This window comes from Limimaricola cinnabarinus, from assembly GCF_047631075.1.
Lineage (GTDB): Bacteria > Pseudomonadota > Alphaproteobacteria > Rhodobacterales > Rhodobacteraceae > Limimaricola > Limimaricola cinnabarinus.
In genome coordinates, this window is record NZ_JBLHYX010000020.1 from 39,230 (window position 1) to 55,203 (window position 15,974).

A 15,974-nucleotide genomic window follows, 5' to 3' on the forward strand; every position below is an offset into this window, starting at 1 on the left:
CTTGGTTGGTCGTCCGGGGTCTCAGCGCAGCTTGATGCGCGGATCGATGAGCGGGGTGACGAGGTCGGCCAGCAGGTTGCCGATGACGATGGCGCAGGCCGAGACCAGCGTGACGCCCATGATGATCGGAATGTCGACACGCTGGATCGCCTGCCACGCGAGTTGGCCGATGCCGGGCCAGCCGAACACGCTCTCGACCACGACGATGCCGCCCATGAAGATGCCGATGTCGATGCCGATCATCGCGATCACCGGCAGGATCGCGTTCGGAAGCGCGTGGCGCAGGATCACCCGGCGGCGCGCCAGCCCCTTGGCTCGCGCGGTGCGGATGTAGTCGGCGCGCAGCACGTCGACCATCGAGGAGCGCATCATCCTGCTGTACCAGCCCGATCCCATGATCCCGAGCGTCACCGAAGGCAGCACCAGATGCGCCCATGTGCCGTAGCCGCCGATCGGGAACCAGCCGAGCTGCACCGCGAAGACGTAGAGGAGCAGCAGGCCGACCACGAATTGCGGGGCCGAGACGCCGACGAAGCTCGCGATCATCAGGGTCTGGTCGGTGGCTGTGCCGCGTCTGAGCGCCGCGATCACCCCCATGGTGAGGCCCAGCACCAGCTCGCAGCCGATCGCGCCCGCCATCAGGAGGAGCGAGGCCGGAAGCCGCGCCGCGATCAGCGTGCCGACCTCGGTGCGTTGCAGGTAACTGCGGCCCAGATCGCCCTGAACCAGCCCGGTGAGATAGCGCCAGTATTGCACCAGAAGCGGCTGATCGAGGCCGAGCTGCTGGCGGATGTTTTCCACCGTCTGCGCCGTCGCCGAGCGTCCGGCAATCTGGCGCACCGGGTCGGCGGGCAGCGCGTAGAGCAGGAAGAAGGTGATGAACGAGACCCCGAGCAGGATCAGCACCGAGACCATAAGCCGGCGGATCAGATAGGCGGCCATCAGTCGCGCCCCCTTTGCGTCGGGTCGAGCACGTCGCGCAGCGCGTCGCCCAGAAGGTTGAAGGACAGCGCGAGGATCAGGATCGCGGCGCCGGGAAAGAACACCAGCCAGGGGGCGGCCTGGAAATAGGTCTGGTTCTCGAAGATGATGTTGCCCCATGACGGCGTCGGCGGCTGCACCCCGATGCCGAGGAAGCTCAGCGTCGCCTCCAGAAGCACTGTGGTCGAGATGCCCAGCGTGCCCCAGACGATGATCGTCGGCACCAGATGCGGCAGGATGTGGCGGATGAGGATCCGCGCATGCCCCGCGCCCAGCGTCTTCTCGGCGGCGATGAACTCGCGCTCGGCCAGCGAGGTGGTCTCGGTATAGAGCACCCGCGCGGTCTGCACCCAGTTCACGATGGCGATCACCATGGCGACGATCCACAGCGACGGCTGAAAGATCGCGGCGAGGCAGATCGCCAGCAGGAGCGCGGGAAACGCCATCATCAGGTCGGTGAAGCGCATCAGCACCGCGCCGTAGAAGCCGCGGAAGTATCCGGCGGTGACGCCGATCACCGTGCCGATCACCAGCGCGATGCCGTTGGCCACCACGCCGATGATCAGCGAGGTGCGCGCACCGTAGAGGATCCGGGTCAGCAGGTCACGACCCAGAAGATCGGTGCCGAGCAGAAAATCGGCATTGGGCGGCAGCGGCGCGCCGGTCAGGGTGAGCCCTTCGAACCGCTGTTCGTTCGGGTCATAGGGTGTGAGCCACGGCGCGAGGATCGCCCCCGCCACCACCGCCACGATCAGGCCGAGGCCGAACAGCGCCAGCTTGCGCCGCATCAGCCGCGCCCATACGCCCTTGGGGCGCGGCCCGGTCACGGGCAGCGGTGCGCGCACCGGCTGGGTGCCGCTGGTGTCAGACATCATGTCCCTTTCGCAATCCGGTCGTCTCGTCGGTGTCGGCGGTCTCATCGGTCCCGCCGGGGTCGGCGGCGATACGGCGCGCCGCCTGTTCGATGGTCTCGCGCCACGCCATGGCGAGGGCGCGCAATTGCGCATAGGCCTCGTCCTCGCTGCGGCCCCGCGCCATCAGCATCAGCACTGCGCGCACGATGGTCTGGCGTTCGGCCAGCCTCGCCTTGAGGGTGGCAATCTCGCCGCTGGCCTGGCACCGCGCCTCGAAGCCCTGCCGGGCGATCAGCAGCGCCGAATACCCTCCCGCCGCGCCGATGGGCTTGAGCAGATGCGCATCCGCCCCCTGCCCCAGCGCCCATTCGATCCGCCCCGGCGCCTCCGAGCCGATGAGCGCGATCATCGGCATCGGCGCCTCGCCCGGTGGCCACGGAAACATCGCGTCGTGGCATTGGTCGGCGTCGAAGAACACGAAATCGGCGGCCAGCGCCTCCGGCCCGAGTTCGGGCCAGACCGCCACCGCGCGCAGTCCGATTGCCGCGAGCTGGCGGCTCAGCGCCTGGACCGAGGCGTGCGGGCGGTGCAGCACCAGCGCGGTCGCGCCGCCAAGCTCGGGCGTGGCGAAGCGGCGGCTCATGTCACGAGCTTCAGCGTCGGGCGCATGGCGCCGGGCCAGCGTTCGCGCCGCGCGAGGTATGGATCGGCCTCGACCGCGGCCTCGCTGTGCATCACCCGGAACCGCCCCCCCTCGACCCGCGCGATCAGCACCGGCTGCATCATGTGATGCGTCTCGGGGTCGATGCCATGCCGGGGCAGCGCCGCCCGTGGCCCCGCGATCTCGAGATCGGCCAGCGCCATGACCGCCCGGTGCGCCGCCGCTTCGAGCGACGAATCGAGCATCCGCGCCCCGGCCATGCTCTCGGACCGGCCCCCTGCGAAAAACGGCCCCGCCGAGATCAATCCCTCGGCCAGCTCCCCGAGGGCCGGAAGCTCGCATTCGGTGAGGTTGCACGACAGCACCGGGCAATGCCCGTCGGCGAAATCGGGATCGCTCTCGCGCAGCTCGCGCATCGCCGCGAGAAAGGCGTAGGAGGAATTGCCGATCAGGTTGTTGAGCACGAAATCCGGCTTCGTGGCGCGGATCTCGGCGATCAGCCGGGCCACGTCGACATCACCCAGCGGCAGGTTCCGCTCGCCGGTGACGACGCCATTGTCGCGGCCGATCGCCTCGCGCGCCACCCGGTTCATCTCCCAGCCCCAGATGTAGTTCGAGCCGACCAGATAGCCGCGCCGCCCAAAGCGCGAGAACACCCAATGCAGCAGCGGTAACAGATGCTGGTTCGGGCAGGCATGGGTATAGATCACCCGGTCCGAGGTCTCGAACCCCTCATAGGGGCAGGCATACCACAAGGTGCCGCCTGCCTTCTCCAGCGCCGGGATCACCTCCTTGCGGCTTGACGAGGTGACGCAGCCGACCACGTGGCGGATCTCGCGGTCGCGCAGGATCTCGGTGCAATGCGGCTCGTAGAGGTCGAGATTGCCGCCCGGATCGCGCGCCACCACCTCGATCGTCAACGCGCCGTCGGGATCGGCATTGAGATCCGAGATCGCCGACAGCGCGCCCCGGCGACAAGCCTCCGAGAGGGCGGCATATTCGCCGACGCTGGAATACAGCAAGCCTATCGTGATGTCGCGGCGCATGATCACCCATAAAAAAAAAGCCCGCACCGGACCACGAAATACGCGTTCCGAAACGGGCGTGACTGCCATCCGGCGAAGGCCGGGTTTGGGAGAAGCATCCTACGGCACCCGGCACCGGGTCAAGCCATACTTCAGGTTATTGCTTTTCGAAGGCCGGACCATTGCCCCAAGACCCGTTCGGTCGCAGCTTTGCGCATCTTGCTTGCGAAAGCGGCACGGCGTCGATGGTTCATCGCGCCTGCCCTGCCGGAGGCGCATGCCGGTCATTTCACCGATGCGGCTTGCCGCGCGGCGTCATGGCGGGTTTCATGGCGACAACCCAAGGAGGAGGGCACGATGAGGCATTCAAGGTTCATGACCGCTATTCCATTCCTGCTGGCCCCGGTACCGCTGCTGGCGCAGCAGGCCGCCGACGCCGTCACGACCGAGGGCACCTCCTCGGGTGAGATCGCCGGACTGTCCGAGGCCGCCCGCGCCGCGATGGAGGCCAAGTCGGCGGGCCGACCGGTCGAAGCCGAAAACTGGATGGTCGCCGCCGCCAATCCCCTCGCGGTCGAGGTCGGGGCCGAGGTGCTGCGCGCGGGCGGGACGGCCGCGGACGCGATGGTCGCGGTGCAGGCGGTTCTGGGTCTCGTGGAGCCGCAAAGCTCGGGCCTGGGGGGTGGCGCCTTCCTCGTCTGGTACGACGCTGAGGCGGGGGAGCTGACCACGCTCGACGGTCGCGAAACCGCGCCGCTGGCCGCGACGCCCACATTGTTCCAAGACGAGAGCGGCCAGCCGCTCGACTTCTTCGACGCCGTGGTGGGCGGCCTGTCCGTCGGGACCCCCGGCACGCCGCGCCTGCTCGAGGCCGCGCATGAGAGATGGGGCAACTCCGACTGGGCGGGCCTGTTCGACGCGGCCATCCGCCATGCCGAGGAGGGCTTCGAGGTTTCACCACGCCTCGCCGGGCTGGTCGGCGACGATGCGGATCGGCTGCAGCGGTTTGAAGGCACGGCTGCGTATTTCTTTCCGGGCGGCAGCGCCATCGCGCAAGGCGACATGCTGAAGAACCCAGACTATGCCGAAACGCTGCGCGCCCTCGCCCAAGGCGGAGCGGACGCTTTCTACGAGGGCGGCATCGCCGCCGACATCGTGGCGACGGTGCGGGATGCCGAAGGCAATCCGGGCGTGCTCTCCGAGCGCGATCTCGCGATCTACGACGTGGTCGAGCGCGACGCGGTCTGCGCCGATTACCGCGACTACGAGGTCTGTGGCATGGGGCCGCCCTCCTCGGGCGCGCTCACCGTGGGACAGATCCTCGGCATGCTCCAGACCTACGACCTCGCTGGCATGGGGCCTGACAGCGCCGAGGCATGGCGGCTGATCGGCGACGCCTCGCGCCTCGCCTTTGCGGATCGCGGCCGCTACATGGCCGACAGCGACTACGTGCCGATGCCGACCGAGGGCCTCGTCGATCCGGCCTATCTCTCCGGGCGGGCCGCGCTTCTGGCGGGCGACGACGCGCTGCCCGAGGTGGCGCCGGGCGAGCCCGAGTGGCAGCACGCGACGCTTTGGGGTGACGACGTCTCGATCGAGCTGCCCTCGACCAGCCACATCTCCATCGTCGACGAAATGGGCAACGCGCTGTCGATGACCACGACCATCGAGAACGGCTTCGGCTCGCGGCTCTTCGTACGCGGGTTTCTTCTGAACAACGAGCTGACCGATTTCAGCTTTGCCACGCATGAGGAGGGCCGCCCCATCGCCAACCGGGTCGAGCCGGGCAAGAGGCCGCGGTCCTCAATGGCACCCACGATCGTGATGCAGGGCAACGCGCCCGTGCTGGTCATGGGCAGCCCCGGCGGCAGCCGGATCATCGGCTATGTCGCGCAGGCCATCGTCAACTGGGCCGATTGGGGCATGGACGTGCAACAGGCCCTCGCCGCGCCGCATCTGGTGAACCGCTTCGGCACCTTCGACCTCGAGGCGGGGACGGAGGCCGAAGCGCTCGAAGGTCCGCTCCAGGAGATCGGCTATGAGACCGAAATTCGCGACCTGACATCGGGGCTGCACGCGATCGAAATCGGCGAAACGCTCAAGGGCGGCGCCGATCCGCGGCGCGAGGGTATCGCCTTGGGCGACTGACCCCCTGCCCCGACAAGTGGGATCGCGGCGCCCGCCATGTGACGGGCGCCGCGATTTCTCATTCTGCCGCGGCGCGGTCCCCGGCCACCGGCGTCGTCGTACCCATCGAAGCATAGGCGTCATGCGTTTCGCTGCCCATGTTGTGCTCGGCCTCGGCGTCGCTACGGAACCGCTGGCGGTGACGATGCACCATCAGGTTGTCCCAGCGCAGTGCCCGGATCAGGCCCCACGCGATGAGCACGAGCACCACCGCGAAGGGAAAGCCCGCGATCACCGCCGCCGCCTGCAACGCGCCTAGGCCCCCTGCCAGCAGCAGCACCGAGGCCACCGCCCCTTCGGACACCGCCCAGAAGATGCGCTGCACCTTCGGGGGGTTCGGATCACCGCCTGCGGTCAGCATGTCGATCACGAAGCTGCCCGAATCCGACGAGGTCACGAACCACATCACGATCAGCACCGTCGCAAAGAGCGAAGTGAAGCCCGAGAACGGGAAATAGTCGAGCAGTGCGAACATGGTGTTGGCATAATTCTCGCGCGTCGCATCGACCAACGCCGTATCCCCTGTGAGCGAGATCGAGATCGCCGTGCCGCCGAACGCGGTGAACCAGAAGAACATGATCGAGCACGGGATCAGCATCACGCCGAGCATGAACTCGCGCACCGTGCGGCCACGGCTGATGCGCGCCACGAAGACACCGACGAAGGGCGCCCAGCTCACCCACCACGCCCAGTAGAAGATGGTCCAGCTTTCCTGCCAGTTGCCCGCGTCGTTGCCGCCCTGCCAGCCCTCGTTCCAGGTGCCGAGTTGCACGAGACGGCTCAGGTAGTAGCCGTAATTGTCGACGAAGCTGTCGAGGATGAACAGCGTCGGCCCGACGATCACCATGAAGGCGAGAAACAGCAGCGTCAGCACGATGTTGATATTGGACAGCCGCTTGATGCCGCCATCGAGACCGGCGACGACCGACAGCGTCGCCATGCCGGTGATCGCAGCGATGATCGCGATCTGCACCGCGACATTGTTGGGCACGCCGAAAAGCTCGCTCAGCCCCGCATTCACCTGCGTGGCGCCCAGACCTAGCGAGGTGACGATGCCGAACATGGTGCCGAAGACCGCAATGATGTCGACAAGATCGCCCCAGCGACCATAAATCCGGTCGCCGATCAGCGGGTAGAGCGCCGAGCGGATCGCCAGCGGCAGGCCCTTGCGGAAGTGGTAGTAGGCCAGCGCCAGCGCCACCACCGCATAGATCGCCCAGGCGTGGAAGCCCCAATGCATGAAGCTGATCGCCATGGCCTCCTGTGCCGCACGGACCGTCTCGGGGTCGGCATCGGGCGGCGCGAAGTAGTGATACATCGGTTCTGCCACGCCCCAGTAGATCAGGCCGATCCCGATGCCGGCGCTGAACAGCATCGCGGTCCACGAGAACAGCGAGTATTCCGGGCTTTCGTCCATCCGCCCAAGTCGGACATCCCCGAACGGCCCGACCGCCATGAAGATGGTGAAGACCAGCAGCAGGTTGACGAGGATGATCATCGCCCAGCCGAAATAGCCAGCGAGCCAGCCCTGCACCGAGGTGAAGACGGTGTTGGCCAGTTCGTCGAAGATCGCGCCGAACAGAATGAACCCGACGATCAACGCCGCCGAGGTGATGAACACGGGTCGGTTCACCTTGGGAAATATCCAGAACCGCTCCTGCGGTCTCATGCCTGACATCGTGCGCCCTCCAAGCGATGTGGTTCGGACGCAACGTCCGGCGCCGCCGGTCGTTCATATTTACCTTACGGCGGGAACCTGCGTCATGCGCGATATCAGCTGAGCAAAATCATGCTCAAGAGCGTCTGCTTTCGGCTTTTTGGGGAGTTCTGGACGAACCTCGAATCGAGAGGTCGACATCTCTTCCCGTCTGTCCAGACCGCAACCAGATAATATTAGAGGCTTTTTATTATACATATCAACGCATTAGCAGAGATTAGACGACCCGAAGTTACGTGGCCCGAGTGACTGCCGGTCTTGGAGGCGGCACCCACGACAATAGGTACCGCCAAGATCGCGTCATTCGCGCTCGTAACGTCCGAGCAGCGCCAGCAAATCGCGTTCGAATTCGGCGCGGTTCTGTTCGGGCACATGGATATTGCGCACCGCAAGGGTCATGCCGCGCGCCGTTTCCTTGACCGCGACCGACCCGCCCCGCGGCAAATGCAGCTTGCGTCCCGTGGCACGAGGACGTGCAGGCTTGGGATGCGCCTCGTCAGGTATGTCCTTGGCGCCCTGCCCCCCCTGCCCCAGCGTCGGGGCAAGGATCCTCAGGTCGCGATGCGTGGCATCCGTCGGGGCCCGCTGCAACAGTTCCTCACGGTTGCGAAAACAGGTCAGGCCGATCGAGACCGTCGCCTGCGGCACGTTGAGCCGGCTGGCGATGGCGCGCTGGCTCATGTCCGGCAACAGCGATGCGATCTCGCCTACTGATAGCAACTGCTCCACCGGCGACAACGCTTGGCGCATCGTGTTTTCGGCGAAACGCTCCTCAAGGTCGGCCAGCGCCTCGACACTACCGCCAGCGGCCTTCAGCTCCGCAGCCGCTTGACCGAGGGCCCGGGAGATATCCGTGGCAATCAAGGCCCGCACCGGCAGGCCAAGCTTGCGGCAGGCCGCGAGCCGACGCCGTCCCGATTGCAGCACGAAGCGCGTCGCGTCCTCGACCGCGAGCGGGTCCTCTTCGGCCGGGCGCCAAGCCGGGTCCTCGGGCCTGACCCGGATCGGCTGGGTTTGGCCGCGCTCGCGGATATTACGCACCAGCGCGTCGAAATCGGCATCGTCGCTCCAATCGCCGACCCGGTCCGTGCCGACCGCATCGATAATCGTGTCCGTATCGAGTTCCAACGCGATCACACCGCGCATCACGCCCTCGCGGACCGCCGTCAGTCGCTCACGCGCGGCATCGAGCTCGCGCCGGGTCACCGCAATCTGGCCCTTGATGGCACCGCCCCACTGACCGCCGAGCGGCACTGCCTTGGCCGCAGGCGCCGAGGCCTGACGTTCCTCGATCTCGTCCGAGGCCAATGGTTTCGCGTTCAGCTTGCGCTTTCTCATTCTTCCCACCTCGCCTTGATGAAGTCTCTTGCATAGCCACGGCTTGGCAGGGCGCTGCCCCAAACCACGTCGACCAGCGCGTCGTTCACCGCATTGGCGCTGTCGATGAAGGTCTTGGTCGAGGCCCGGCGCGACCGGGGCGGATCATATTCGTAGATGCTCTTGTACTCTTCTGCGGCATTGGCCACGGCGTCGGAGCGCGGATACCAGACCTGCAGGAACAACTCAGGCGCCCGCTGGTACAGATCGACGATCTGGTCGACATCCTTGTCGTTTGCCTCCTGCACGATCGTCGGCAGCACCACGTGACGCCCGATCCCGATCGCATCGGCCGAGGTTTCCTCGATATAGTCGAGATACTCGGCGATGTTCTGCGAATAGGTGCTGAGCGTGCTGAGGTCGAAGCCCTTCATCGTTTGCGGCACGATCACCGAGGTCGCCGCCACGAGGCCGTTGAGCTGCATCAGGGTCAGGCTGGGCTGCTGATCGATGACGATCACGTCGACGGTCTCACGCAGCGCCGCGGTATAGCGATCCACGTCGAAACTGCCATCGGCACGACGCAGGTCCGCGAAACGGGTCTTGGGACCGTAATCATCGTCCCAACGCTCGATTGCGTTCTTCAGCACCGAATGCACCGGGACCTGCGCGCGCTGCGCCAACAGGAACAGGCTGATGTCGCCGTTCTGAATGTCGCTGCCACCCGGGATCAGTCGAATCCCGGCCCATGGCGTTGGCTGCCACATCGCGTCGAGTTCTGCGGTCGGCCGGGTGACAAGGTCGGTTTCGCCCGGCTCGGAGACGCCCATGAAGGCGGCGACCGTGGCGATCTCGGGGTCGAACAGGTGCGACTCGTCATCCGCAAAGTAGAGGCTGGCGGTGGCCTGCGGGTCGCAGTCGATAAGGCCCACGCGCAAGCCGTAATTCATTGTCAGGTACTGCGCGAAATGCGCGGCCGACAGGCTTTTGCCGGTCCCGCCTTTCTGCGCCCCGAAGGTCACGATCTTCAACGGGTCGCCCGGTTGGCGCCAATGCAGGTAGGGACGTCGCCGGTTCGGCAGGCTTTGCAGATGCGCGCGGATCAGCATCAGCTCATCGAGCGTGTAGTGCCTTTCACGTCCATCCCTGACGCCTGCGGGAAAGCTCGGTTCTTCCTCCGCGCTCTTCGAGAGCATGCTCTCGTAATAGTTCTTGGTAAGGCCCAGCAAGTCGCCCACCTCGCGCATCGAAAACTTTTTCTCGACGCGCGAACGCATGGTCAAGTCTCGCCGAAGCCGGCTGTTGACGACCTGCATGGTGCTTGAGAGTTCACCTATGAACGTTCGCAGCATTCGGGTGGGCGCCTTTCTGTATGAGGTGATTACCACGGTAATCATCTTTAATTTCGAAGCCGATCTTGTGTCATCTGCGCAGCCACGTCAGCCCGCCATGTCGATAATTCATCTCCGGTCCGTGAGGTTGGCGTCGAAGCGTTGCTTCCAAGCTGCGGTTCGGTGCTGACCGATTACCACGGTAATCACGTTGCCGCTCGCGCTTGGAGCGTTGCGTGTCGTCGCAAATCGCTGCCCAGGAGCCGCAGTTTCACCTCGAGATCGGCAGGCGGCGATGGTAATTCCGCGATCATTGCCTTGAACTGCGGCAGCGTCGACATGCGTCGCCAGTGTCTAGGCCATTGCGTCGCGAGATGCGCGCCAAGCCGTTGCAACAGACCGGATGCGTTCGGGCTCCGAGCGAGCAATCGCGTCTGGTCGTCGAGGAGCGGCTCTTCGATTACGATGCCGCGATCCTGCCAGAGGCGGCGCAAGGCAGATCGAATCTCCGATGGGGCAGGAGGCGCTTGTGGCGCGGTTGAGGTCCGGACCACTCGTTGGGTTTCGATGATCAGACCCCGGGGCACCTCGGCCTCGAAGTTCGGGAAGGGAGCGCCACCCTTGGCTTCTTGCCAACGCCGCACAAGATCGTCGACCACCACCATGGTCGCGTCATCGTGCCGTGCAGTCGACGGGGCAGGGGCCGCCGCGGGGTGCGGGGCGGCAGTGTGGTTTACCTGATTATGGTTTTCTTCCTTAGGGCGTCCAGCAGGCTGAACGGGGCGTTCGACGGGCTGAACCGGAGGAGCCGTCCGACGGTGCCGAAGCGCGGCCCGCCAATTGCGCCAAAAGGTGACAAGATAGCGCAGCCGGTAGTTGCCGCCATGACGACAGGTCTGCGTTTCGGTCTGCACGAGGCCGAGACCGCGCAGTTCCTTCACATGCGCCGAGACGCTGCCCTTGCTCTTGCCCATCATAGCGGCGAGCTGCGCCTGAGAAGGGTAACACTCCCCGGTTTCGGAGGAGGCATGCGAGCACAGCAGAACCAAGGTTCGAAAGGCGCCGTCGCTCATCGGGAGGCTCATCAATTCTCGGGGCAGGGCGGTGTAACCGGTGGCTACGGGATTGAACTCAAGCATTTCGCACACTTTCGCACTCTCGCGAGCCATAAAGGCTTGCAAAGGGATCGGGGCGGCTGCTAAAAGGAAGTTGTATAGGGCTTTAGCAGCCAGGACATTTAGAGAGCTCGGTCAGCGCCAACTGGCCGGGCTCTCGTCTTGTTCGTATGGGTCTCTAGATCGGCATCGGTGTCCGGCTCTCTCTATAGGCAATGCTGTTAGCAGAAATGCACAATTGCCCCCAGTTAAGCAATCACAAAAGTGTATCACTTTCATCTCCGGACCGTGCGTTGCGTCGGGTCCGGTTGTAAGTTACTGAAATCAGGACCTTTAGAGATCAAGAGCCCATCTTTGCGGGAAGAATCCAGACGTCGGGACCAACCGATTCGCTTCGGATGGCGTGGCGCGACCGGCTTCTTGGGGAATCGGTGGACTGCGCGTGAACTGCTCGTTCTCCTGTATTGCAGCGGCCGCAGTTCGTGGGGCAGGGCTGTGTATCGCCCGGTCCGTGAACTCCGAGGGCATTTGCCCGCTTCGTGAAAACCGGGCATGATCTCCAGAGCGGTTGTCAAACAGCCGACCATCTCGTCGAGATGCTCTATGCTTCGATCATCGATCTCCCTTGGACTTCTCGGCGCGATCGCCCTTGTGGCGGGCCTGAAGGCCGAACCGGCCACGGCCGATGAGGAGGTTCTACGCTGGCGCATGAACAGCCTGCTATACCCGAAACTCTTCGGTGAGGCCGGCAAGTATTTCGCGCAAGAGGTGCGCCGTTTGTCGGATGACAGCTTCATCATCGAGGTCCAAGACCGCGTCGTGCTCGATCAAGACAGCTTCGGCGCGCTCGACTCCGGTCTGATCGACGCCGTCTGGGGCTCGGCTGGGCATCACCATCGCGAAGACCCTGCCTTGGCGGTCTTCAGCGGATTTCCCTTCGGGCCGGGCCCCGTGGGCTTCACCGCATGGATGAAGGAGGGGGGCGGCGCCGAGGCGCTCGATGCGATCTATGCCCGCCATGGCCTGAAGAGCCTCTACTGCGGTATCCTGCCCGGTGAAGGGGGCGGCTGGTTTCGCGCGCCGATCGGGCAGGTCGAGGATTTGGATGGGCTGAGCATGCGCAGCTTCGGCTACGGCGCACGCACGCTCAGAAAGCTCGGCGTCGTCCCCTACGAGCTTCCGGCCGCGGATATCGGCCCGGCTCTGGCGACGGGGCTGATCGACGCGGCCGAGTTCTCGCTGCCGTCCATCGATGCCGATCTCGGACTGCCCGATGCGGTACGGCATCTCTACATGCCGGGATGGCAGCAACCGGCAACCTCTCTCGAAATCCTCATGCCGGAAAGGAGCTGGGTCGCACTATCCGACAGCCAAAGGGACGCGATCGAAGAGGCTTGCGAAAATACCCTGTCATGGACCATCGCCACGGCAACGCAGCGGCAGGCCGAGGCCATCACCCGATTCCGCGCAGAGGGCGTGGAATTGCATGACTGGTCCGAAGGCATCCTCACAGCGCTTCGACGAGCGTGGGAGGAGGTGATCGCGGAGGACACCGCGCGCGACCCGTTGCTCGCCGAGGCGTGGGCGGGGTATCTGCGCTTTCAGGCTGGGCATGGCGCTGCGCGATTGAAGAACCAAGCCGAATAGCCGGCTTCACCCCGGCAGTCCCGCGCGTCTCAGGTCATCGAGAAACCTGTCGAGGCTGGCACGATCGGCCCACCCGTCGAGCGACTGTGCCACCGCGGCGATGCTCCGTTCCGGTCGTCGTCCCGAGGCCGCATCGATGACGGCTTTCGCCTCCTCCATCCTGCCGGACTGCGCGAGACTTGCAGCGAACAACCAACCGGGCCACCACCGCGTGCCGGTGAAGGTGCCTGCGCCATGGAGCGATCCGAACGTCTCCGCCGCGCGGGCCGGATTGCCTCCGATAAGGTAGCTCATTCCGGCGACATGCCGATACCAGTCGGGCGGGGACGGGTTGCGGCGCAGCGCCTGTTCGATCGTCTGCACGGCTTCGGCATCGCGGCCGGTCAGCGCCATCACATGCGCCAGCACGGCGAGGTTGTCGGGGTTTTCCGGATCGATCGTCACGGCTGCCCGCGCGTGGGACATGGCATCAAGAGGTGAGCGCATCTCCGGAAACGGAGCAAGCAGGCGCATTTCGGCGAGCAGGCGGTGCGCGCGGGCACCGCCACCAAGCGAGACGGCGCGCTCGACCATCTCGGCCGCCTGAGCTATCTCGCGCCGGCCGCCGCCCCAAGAGATGTGCTGCACTTCCAGCCAATAGGTCAGCCCGAGGCTGGCCCATGCCTGCGCGTCTTCGGGATCATCCTCCACCATGGTCGTGAGCAACGCGCGCGCGCGCTCGTTGTCTTCCCGCTTCTGCCAATCCCGAGCGTCGAGCAACTCGTCCGCCAGCAGCATCGCCGAATTTGCCGCCTCGGGCACCGGGTTCGAGAGATCCGGCTCCCGTTCCCACCAAAGGGCCAGGCTCGCCGCCGCTGCCGTCAAAGCGAGCCCCCCAGCCCATGCCGACCGCCATCTTCGATCCGGTGTCTTCAACGAGACATCGTCCTCGACGAGCATGTATCCGCGCCGCGGCACGGTGCGCAGCAATTCCGCCCCACGAGGGCCAAGCGCACGGCGGATATCGCTGATGCAGTGGGCAAGGGAATCGTCCGACACGATCACGTCCGGCCAGGCTTCGCGGATGAGGTCATCCTTGCTCACCAGCTGGCCTCGCCGTATGAACAAAAGCTCGAGCACACGGTAGGATTTGGGGCGCAGGGCACACTCGGCGCCGGTCCTGTCCTCGAGACGACCCCGCGCGCGGTTCAGGACAAAGCCGCCGACCAGAATGGTTTCCGGGGCTTCCATGATGGGCCTCCGCTGCCGGTTGGCTGAAATTGTAGCACGATTTCAGCGTTCTTTCATGGCGCTTTCATGACTTGGGGCCGCCGTTGTTTGAGCCTTGCGGGACATTCCTGTCCCGGAGGTCGTCATGATCCGCAAAGCTCTCTACACCGTCGGTTTCGCATTCTGGCTCGCTGTCGCAGCACCGCTATCGGCAACGCCCGAAAACACAAATCCACGTGATGCCCCTCCGCTTCTGGACACCATCTTCCTGTGGCTTTCAGCGAATTTCGATCTTCCTGTTCCGGAACATGTGCCGCGCCTCGCCACCCTGCCGGAGGCTGACCTCATCGCTATGCGATATGGCCCCGAAGCCCAGGTGGCCCTTGGTCAGGTCGTCGCCCTCTACGACGAGACCCGCAGAACGATCTATCTCTCGGAAGGATGGACCGGCCGATCGCCGGCAGAGCTTTCAGTGCTCGTCCACGAGGTGGTTCATCATATGCAGTTCGCCTCCGGCCAGCGTTTCGCCTGTCTAGGCGAGCGAGAGCGTTTCGCTTATGACGCGCAGAAGGAATGGCTTGCGCTGTTCGGGGAAACATTGGCCACAGCCTTTGACATCGATGCGGCCACGCTGCTTGTCGGTACGGTCTGCACCCACTGATACCGAGCGCTCACCCAAGCTTGTTGTCGCGAGGCGTCTCGGTCTGTCGCCGGACCCTTTTGTTGCAATCGTTCGTGGGACGCACGAGCCCCCAGTCCGGCCAGCCATCCGAATTGCGTCAGCGAACGCGCCGATTTGCCGCTTCAGCTTCGTCACCTCTCGTCGCTCTCAAGAAATCCGGCTTGTCGTGCGCGCTCCAGTAGATGCGCGACGGATGACGTCGCCCATTTCGAGCGGCCCCGCGGCGTCGGCTCGCGCATCGCCTCGAGCCGCGCTGCGATCTGCTTCAGCGTCATGTCGGGTGCCGAACTCCTGATGCCTGCGATGATCGCGAGGATGCGGTCATCCTTCTGTGCGGGCGAGGCGCGGTCAAGGACGGACCGGTCCAACAGCCCGTCCTTCACGAAGCGCCCTGCCGCGCGCCGCAGGCGTTCGACGGTCCAGGGCTTCGCTTGAGGATGTCGGCTGTTGATGATCCGCACGACATCCTCCCATGGCAGGCGTGGTCGGAACTGCCGGACGGCGGGCAGCCAGTGCTGCGCCGCGTCGTTGAGCTTGCCGAAGTAGCTGCGATCGCGCGCGCGGCTGACCTTGGCGATCGCCTCCGGATTGCGGTCGCGGAGCCCCGGATTGCCGCCGACGCGCCCCTTCTCGCGCGCCGAGGCCAATCCCGCCAGTGTCCGCTCGCGGATCAGCGCCCGCTCGAACTCCGCCGTGGCGCCGAGGATCTGCAGCGTGAACTTGCCCTGCGGCGAAGTGGTGTCGATCGGATCGCCCAGCGAGCGGAAATGTGCGCCCTTGGCCTCTAGCGTTTCGATCACCTCGAGTAGATGCGAGAGCGAGCGGGCGAGACGGTCGATGCGCACGACGACCAGCACGTCGCCGCGCCCGAGGTTTGCGACCAACTTCGCAAGCACCGGCCGCGCCCGTGCGGCCCCGGAGGCGAACTCCTCGCGGATCTCGATGCAGCCCGCCGCCTTCAGTTCGCGCCATTGGGCAGCGGTGTCCTGCAGGTCAGTCGAGACGCGTGCGTAACCGATCAGGGACATGGGCCTCCGCATGGGGTGCTCGAGCGCCCCTATCCAATTTAATATAACAAGACAATACGGTCGTTTTAGAACGCCGACAAAAGATGCGCGGCTTTGGTTGAGAGGGTAGGGCAAGGGGAGGCGGCAGGCTTCATCTCCTTTGCGGCCAAAGGCGCAGACCGAAGCTGAAGGTTCCGTTCCAACCACAACGCGCTACTGAATTGGATAAGATTGCCCTTTC

At 65.1% G+C, this 15,974-nt stretch carries 13 protein-coding genes; 3 read left to right on the forward strand and 10 right to left on the reverse strand.

Features of this window, described 5'->3' with window-relative positions; genetic code table 11:
• Positions 1 to 21 precede the first annotated feature (21 nt).
• The 4 genes from ACJASC_RS14770 to ACJASC_RS14785 are packed head-to-tail and all read right to left on the reverse strand — an operon-like array spanning position 22 to position 3,518.
• Positions 22 to 942, reverse strand: coding sequence for an ABC transporter permease (locus ACJASC_RS14770; protein ID WP_021694538.1), 921 nt, complete (start codon positions 940 to 942; stop codon positions 22 to 24).
• Positions 942 to 1,856, reverse strand: coding sequence for an ABC transporter permease (locus tag ACJASC_RS14775; RefSeq protein WP_415146673.1), 915 nt, complete (start codon positions 1,854 to 1,856; stop codon positions 942 to 944). The genes ACJASC_RS14770 and ACJASC_RS14775 overlap by 1 nt, the downstream gene beginning before the upstream one ends.
• Positions 1,846 to 2,478: an ANTAR domain-containing response regulator gene (locus ACJASC_RS14780; RefSeq protein WP_021694536.1), complete on the reverse strand. Its 633-nt coding sequence runs from the start codon at positions 2,476 to 2,478 to the stop codon at positions 1,846 to 1,848. The genes ACJASC_RS14775 and ACJASC_RS14780 overlap by 11 nt, the downstream gene beginning before the upstream one ends.
• A complete protein-coding gene (locus ACJASC_RS14785; RefSeq protein WP_235047631.1) occupies positions 2,475 to 3,518 on the reverse strand; it encodes a transporter substrate-binding protein in 1,044 nt (347 codons plus the stop codon). Before ACJASC_RS14785 ends, ACJASC_RS14780 begins: the two co-directional genes overlap by 4 nt.
• A gap of 378 nt (positions 3,519 to 3,896) precedes the next feature.
• Here ACJASC_RS14785 and ggt point away from each other — a divergent pair, with 378 nt between their 5' ends.
• Positions 3,897 to 5,669 carry a gamma-glutamyltransferase gene (ggt, locus tag ACJASC_RS14790; RefSeq protein ID WP_415146674.1) on the forward strand — a complete coding sequence of 591 codons (1,773 nt, stop codon included), beginning with the start codon at positions 3,897 to 3,899 and terminating at the stop codon, positions 5,667 to 5,669.
• A gap of 58 nt (positions 5,670 to 5,727) precedes the next feature.
• On the opposite strand, the gene ACJASC_RS14795 is transcribed toward ggt, so the two are convergent.
• From ACJASC_RS14795 to ACJASC_RS14810, 4 genes are all read right to left on the reverse strand, one after another.
• Positions 5,728 to 7,386, reverse strand: coding sequence for a BCCT family transporter (locus tag ACJASC_RS14795; protein ID WP_415146675.1), 1,659 nt, complete (start codon positions 7,384 to 7,386; stop codon positions 5,728 to 5,730).
• A gap of 339 nt (positions 7,387 to 7,725) precedes the next feature.
• Positions 7,726 to 8,763, reverse strand: a complete 1,038-nt coding sequence (locus tag ACJASC_RS14800; RefSeq protein ID WP_415146676.1) for a ParB N-terminal domain-containing protein — start codon at positions 8,761 to 8,763, stop codon at positions 7,726 to 7,728.
• Positions 8,760 to 10,019 (reverse strand): ParA family protein, encoded by a 1,260-nt coding sequence (locus ACJASC_RS14805; RefSeq protein WP_415146683.1) that lies wholly within the window; start codon positions 10,017 to 10,019, stop codon positions 8,760 to 8,762. Before ACJASC_RS14805 ends, ACJASC_RS14800 begins: the two co-directional genes overlap by 4 nt.
• A 260-nt stretch (positions 10,020 to 10,279) precedes the next feature.
• The gene (locus ACJASC_RS14810) at positions 10,280 to 11,146 is read right to left on the reverse strand and encodes a helix-turn-helix domain-containing protein (protein WP_415146677.1); all 867 of its coding nucleotides are present in this window, start codon (positions 11,144 to 11,146) and stop codon (positions 10,280 to 10,282) included.
• A gap of 645 nt (positions 11,147 to 11,791) precedes the next feature.
• On the opposite strand from ACJASC_RS14810, the gene ACJASC_RS14815 reads away from it, so the two are divergent.
• The gene (locus ACJASC_RS14815) at positions 11,792 to 12,835 is read left to right on the forward strand and encodes a TRAP transporter substrate-binding protein (protein ID WP_415146678.1); all 1,044 of its coding nucleotides are present in this window, start codon (positions 11,792 to 11,794) and stop codon (positions 12,833 to 12,835) included.
• A gap of 6 nt (positions 12,836 to 12,841) precedes the next feature.
• Here ACJASC_RS14815 and ACJASC_RS14820 read toward each other — a convergent pair whose 3' ends face one another.
• The gene (locus tag ACJASC_RS14820) at positions 12,842 to 14,065 is read right to left on the reverse strand and encodes a tetratricopeptide repeat protein (protein WP_415146679.1); all 1,224 of its coding nucleotides are present in this window, start codon (positions 14,063 to 14,065) and stop codon (positions 12,842 to 12,844) included.
• A gap of 124 nt (positions 14,066 to 14,189) precedes the next feature.
• On the opposite strand from ACJASC_RS14820, the gene ACJASC_RS14825 reads away from it, so the two are divergent.
• Positions 14,190 to 14,705 carry a DUF6647 family protein gene (locus ACJASC_RS14825; protein ID WP_415146680.1) on the forward strand — a complete coding sequence of 172 codons (516 nt, stop codon included), beginning with the start codon at positions 14,190 to 14,192 and terminating at the stop codon, positions 14,703 to 14,705.
• A 152-nt stretch (positions 14,706 to 14,857) separates the two neighbouring features.
• On the opposite strand, the gene ACJASC_RS14830 is transcribed toward ACJASC_RS14825, so the two are convergent.
• Positions 14,858 to 15,754: a recombinase family protein gene (locus ACJASC_RS14830; RefSeq protein ID WP_415146681.1), complete on the reverse strand. Its 897-nt coding sequence runs from the start codon at positions 15,752 to 15,754 to the stop codon at positions 14,858 to 14,860.
• Positions 15,755 to 15,974 lie beyond the last annotated feature (220 nt).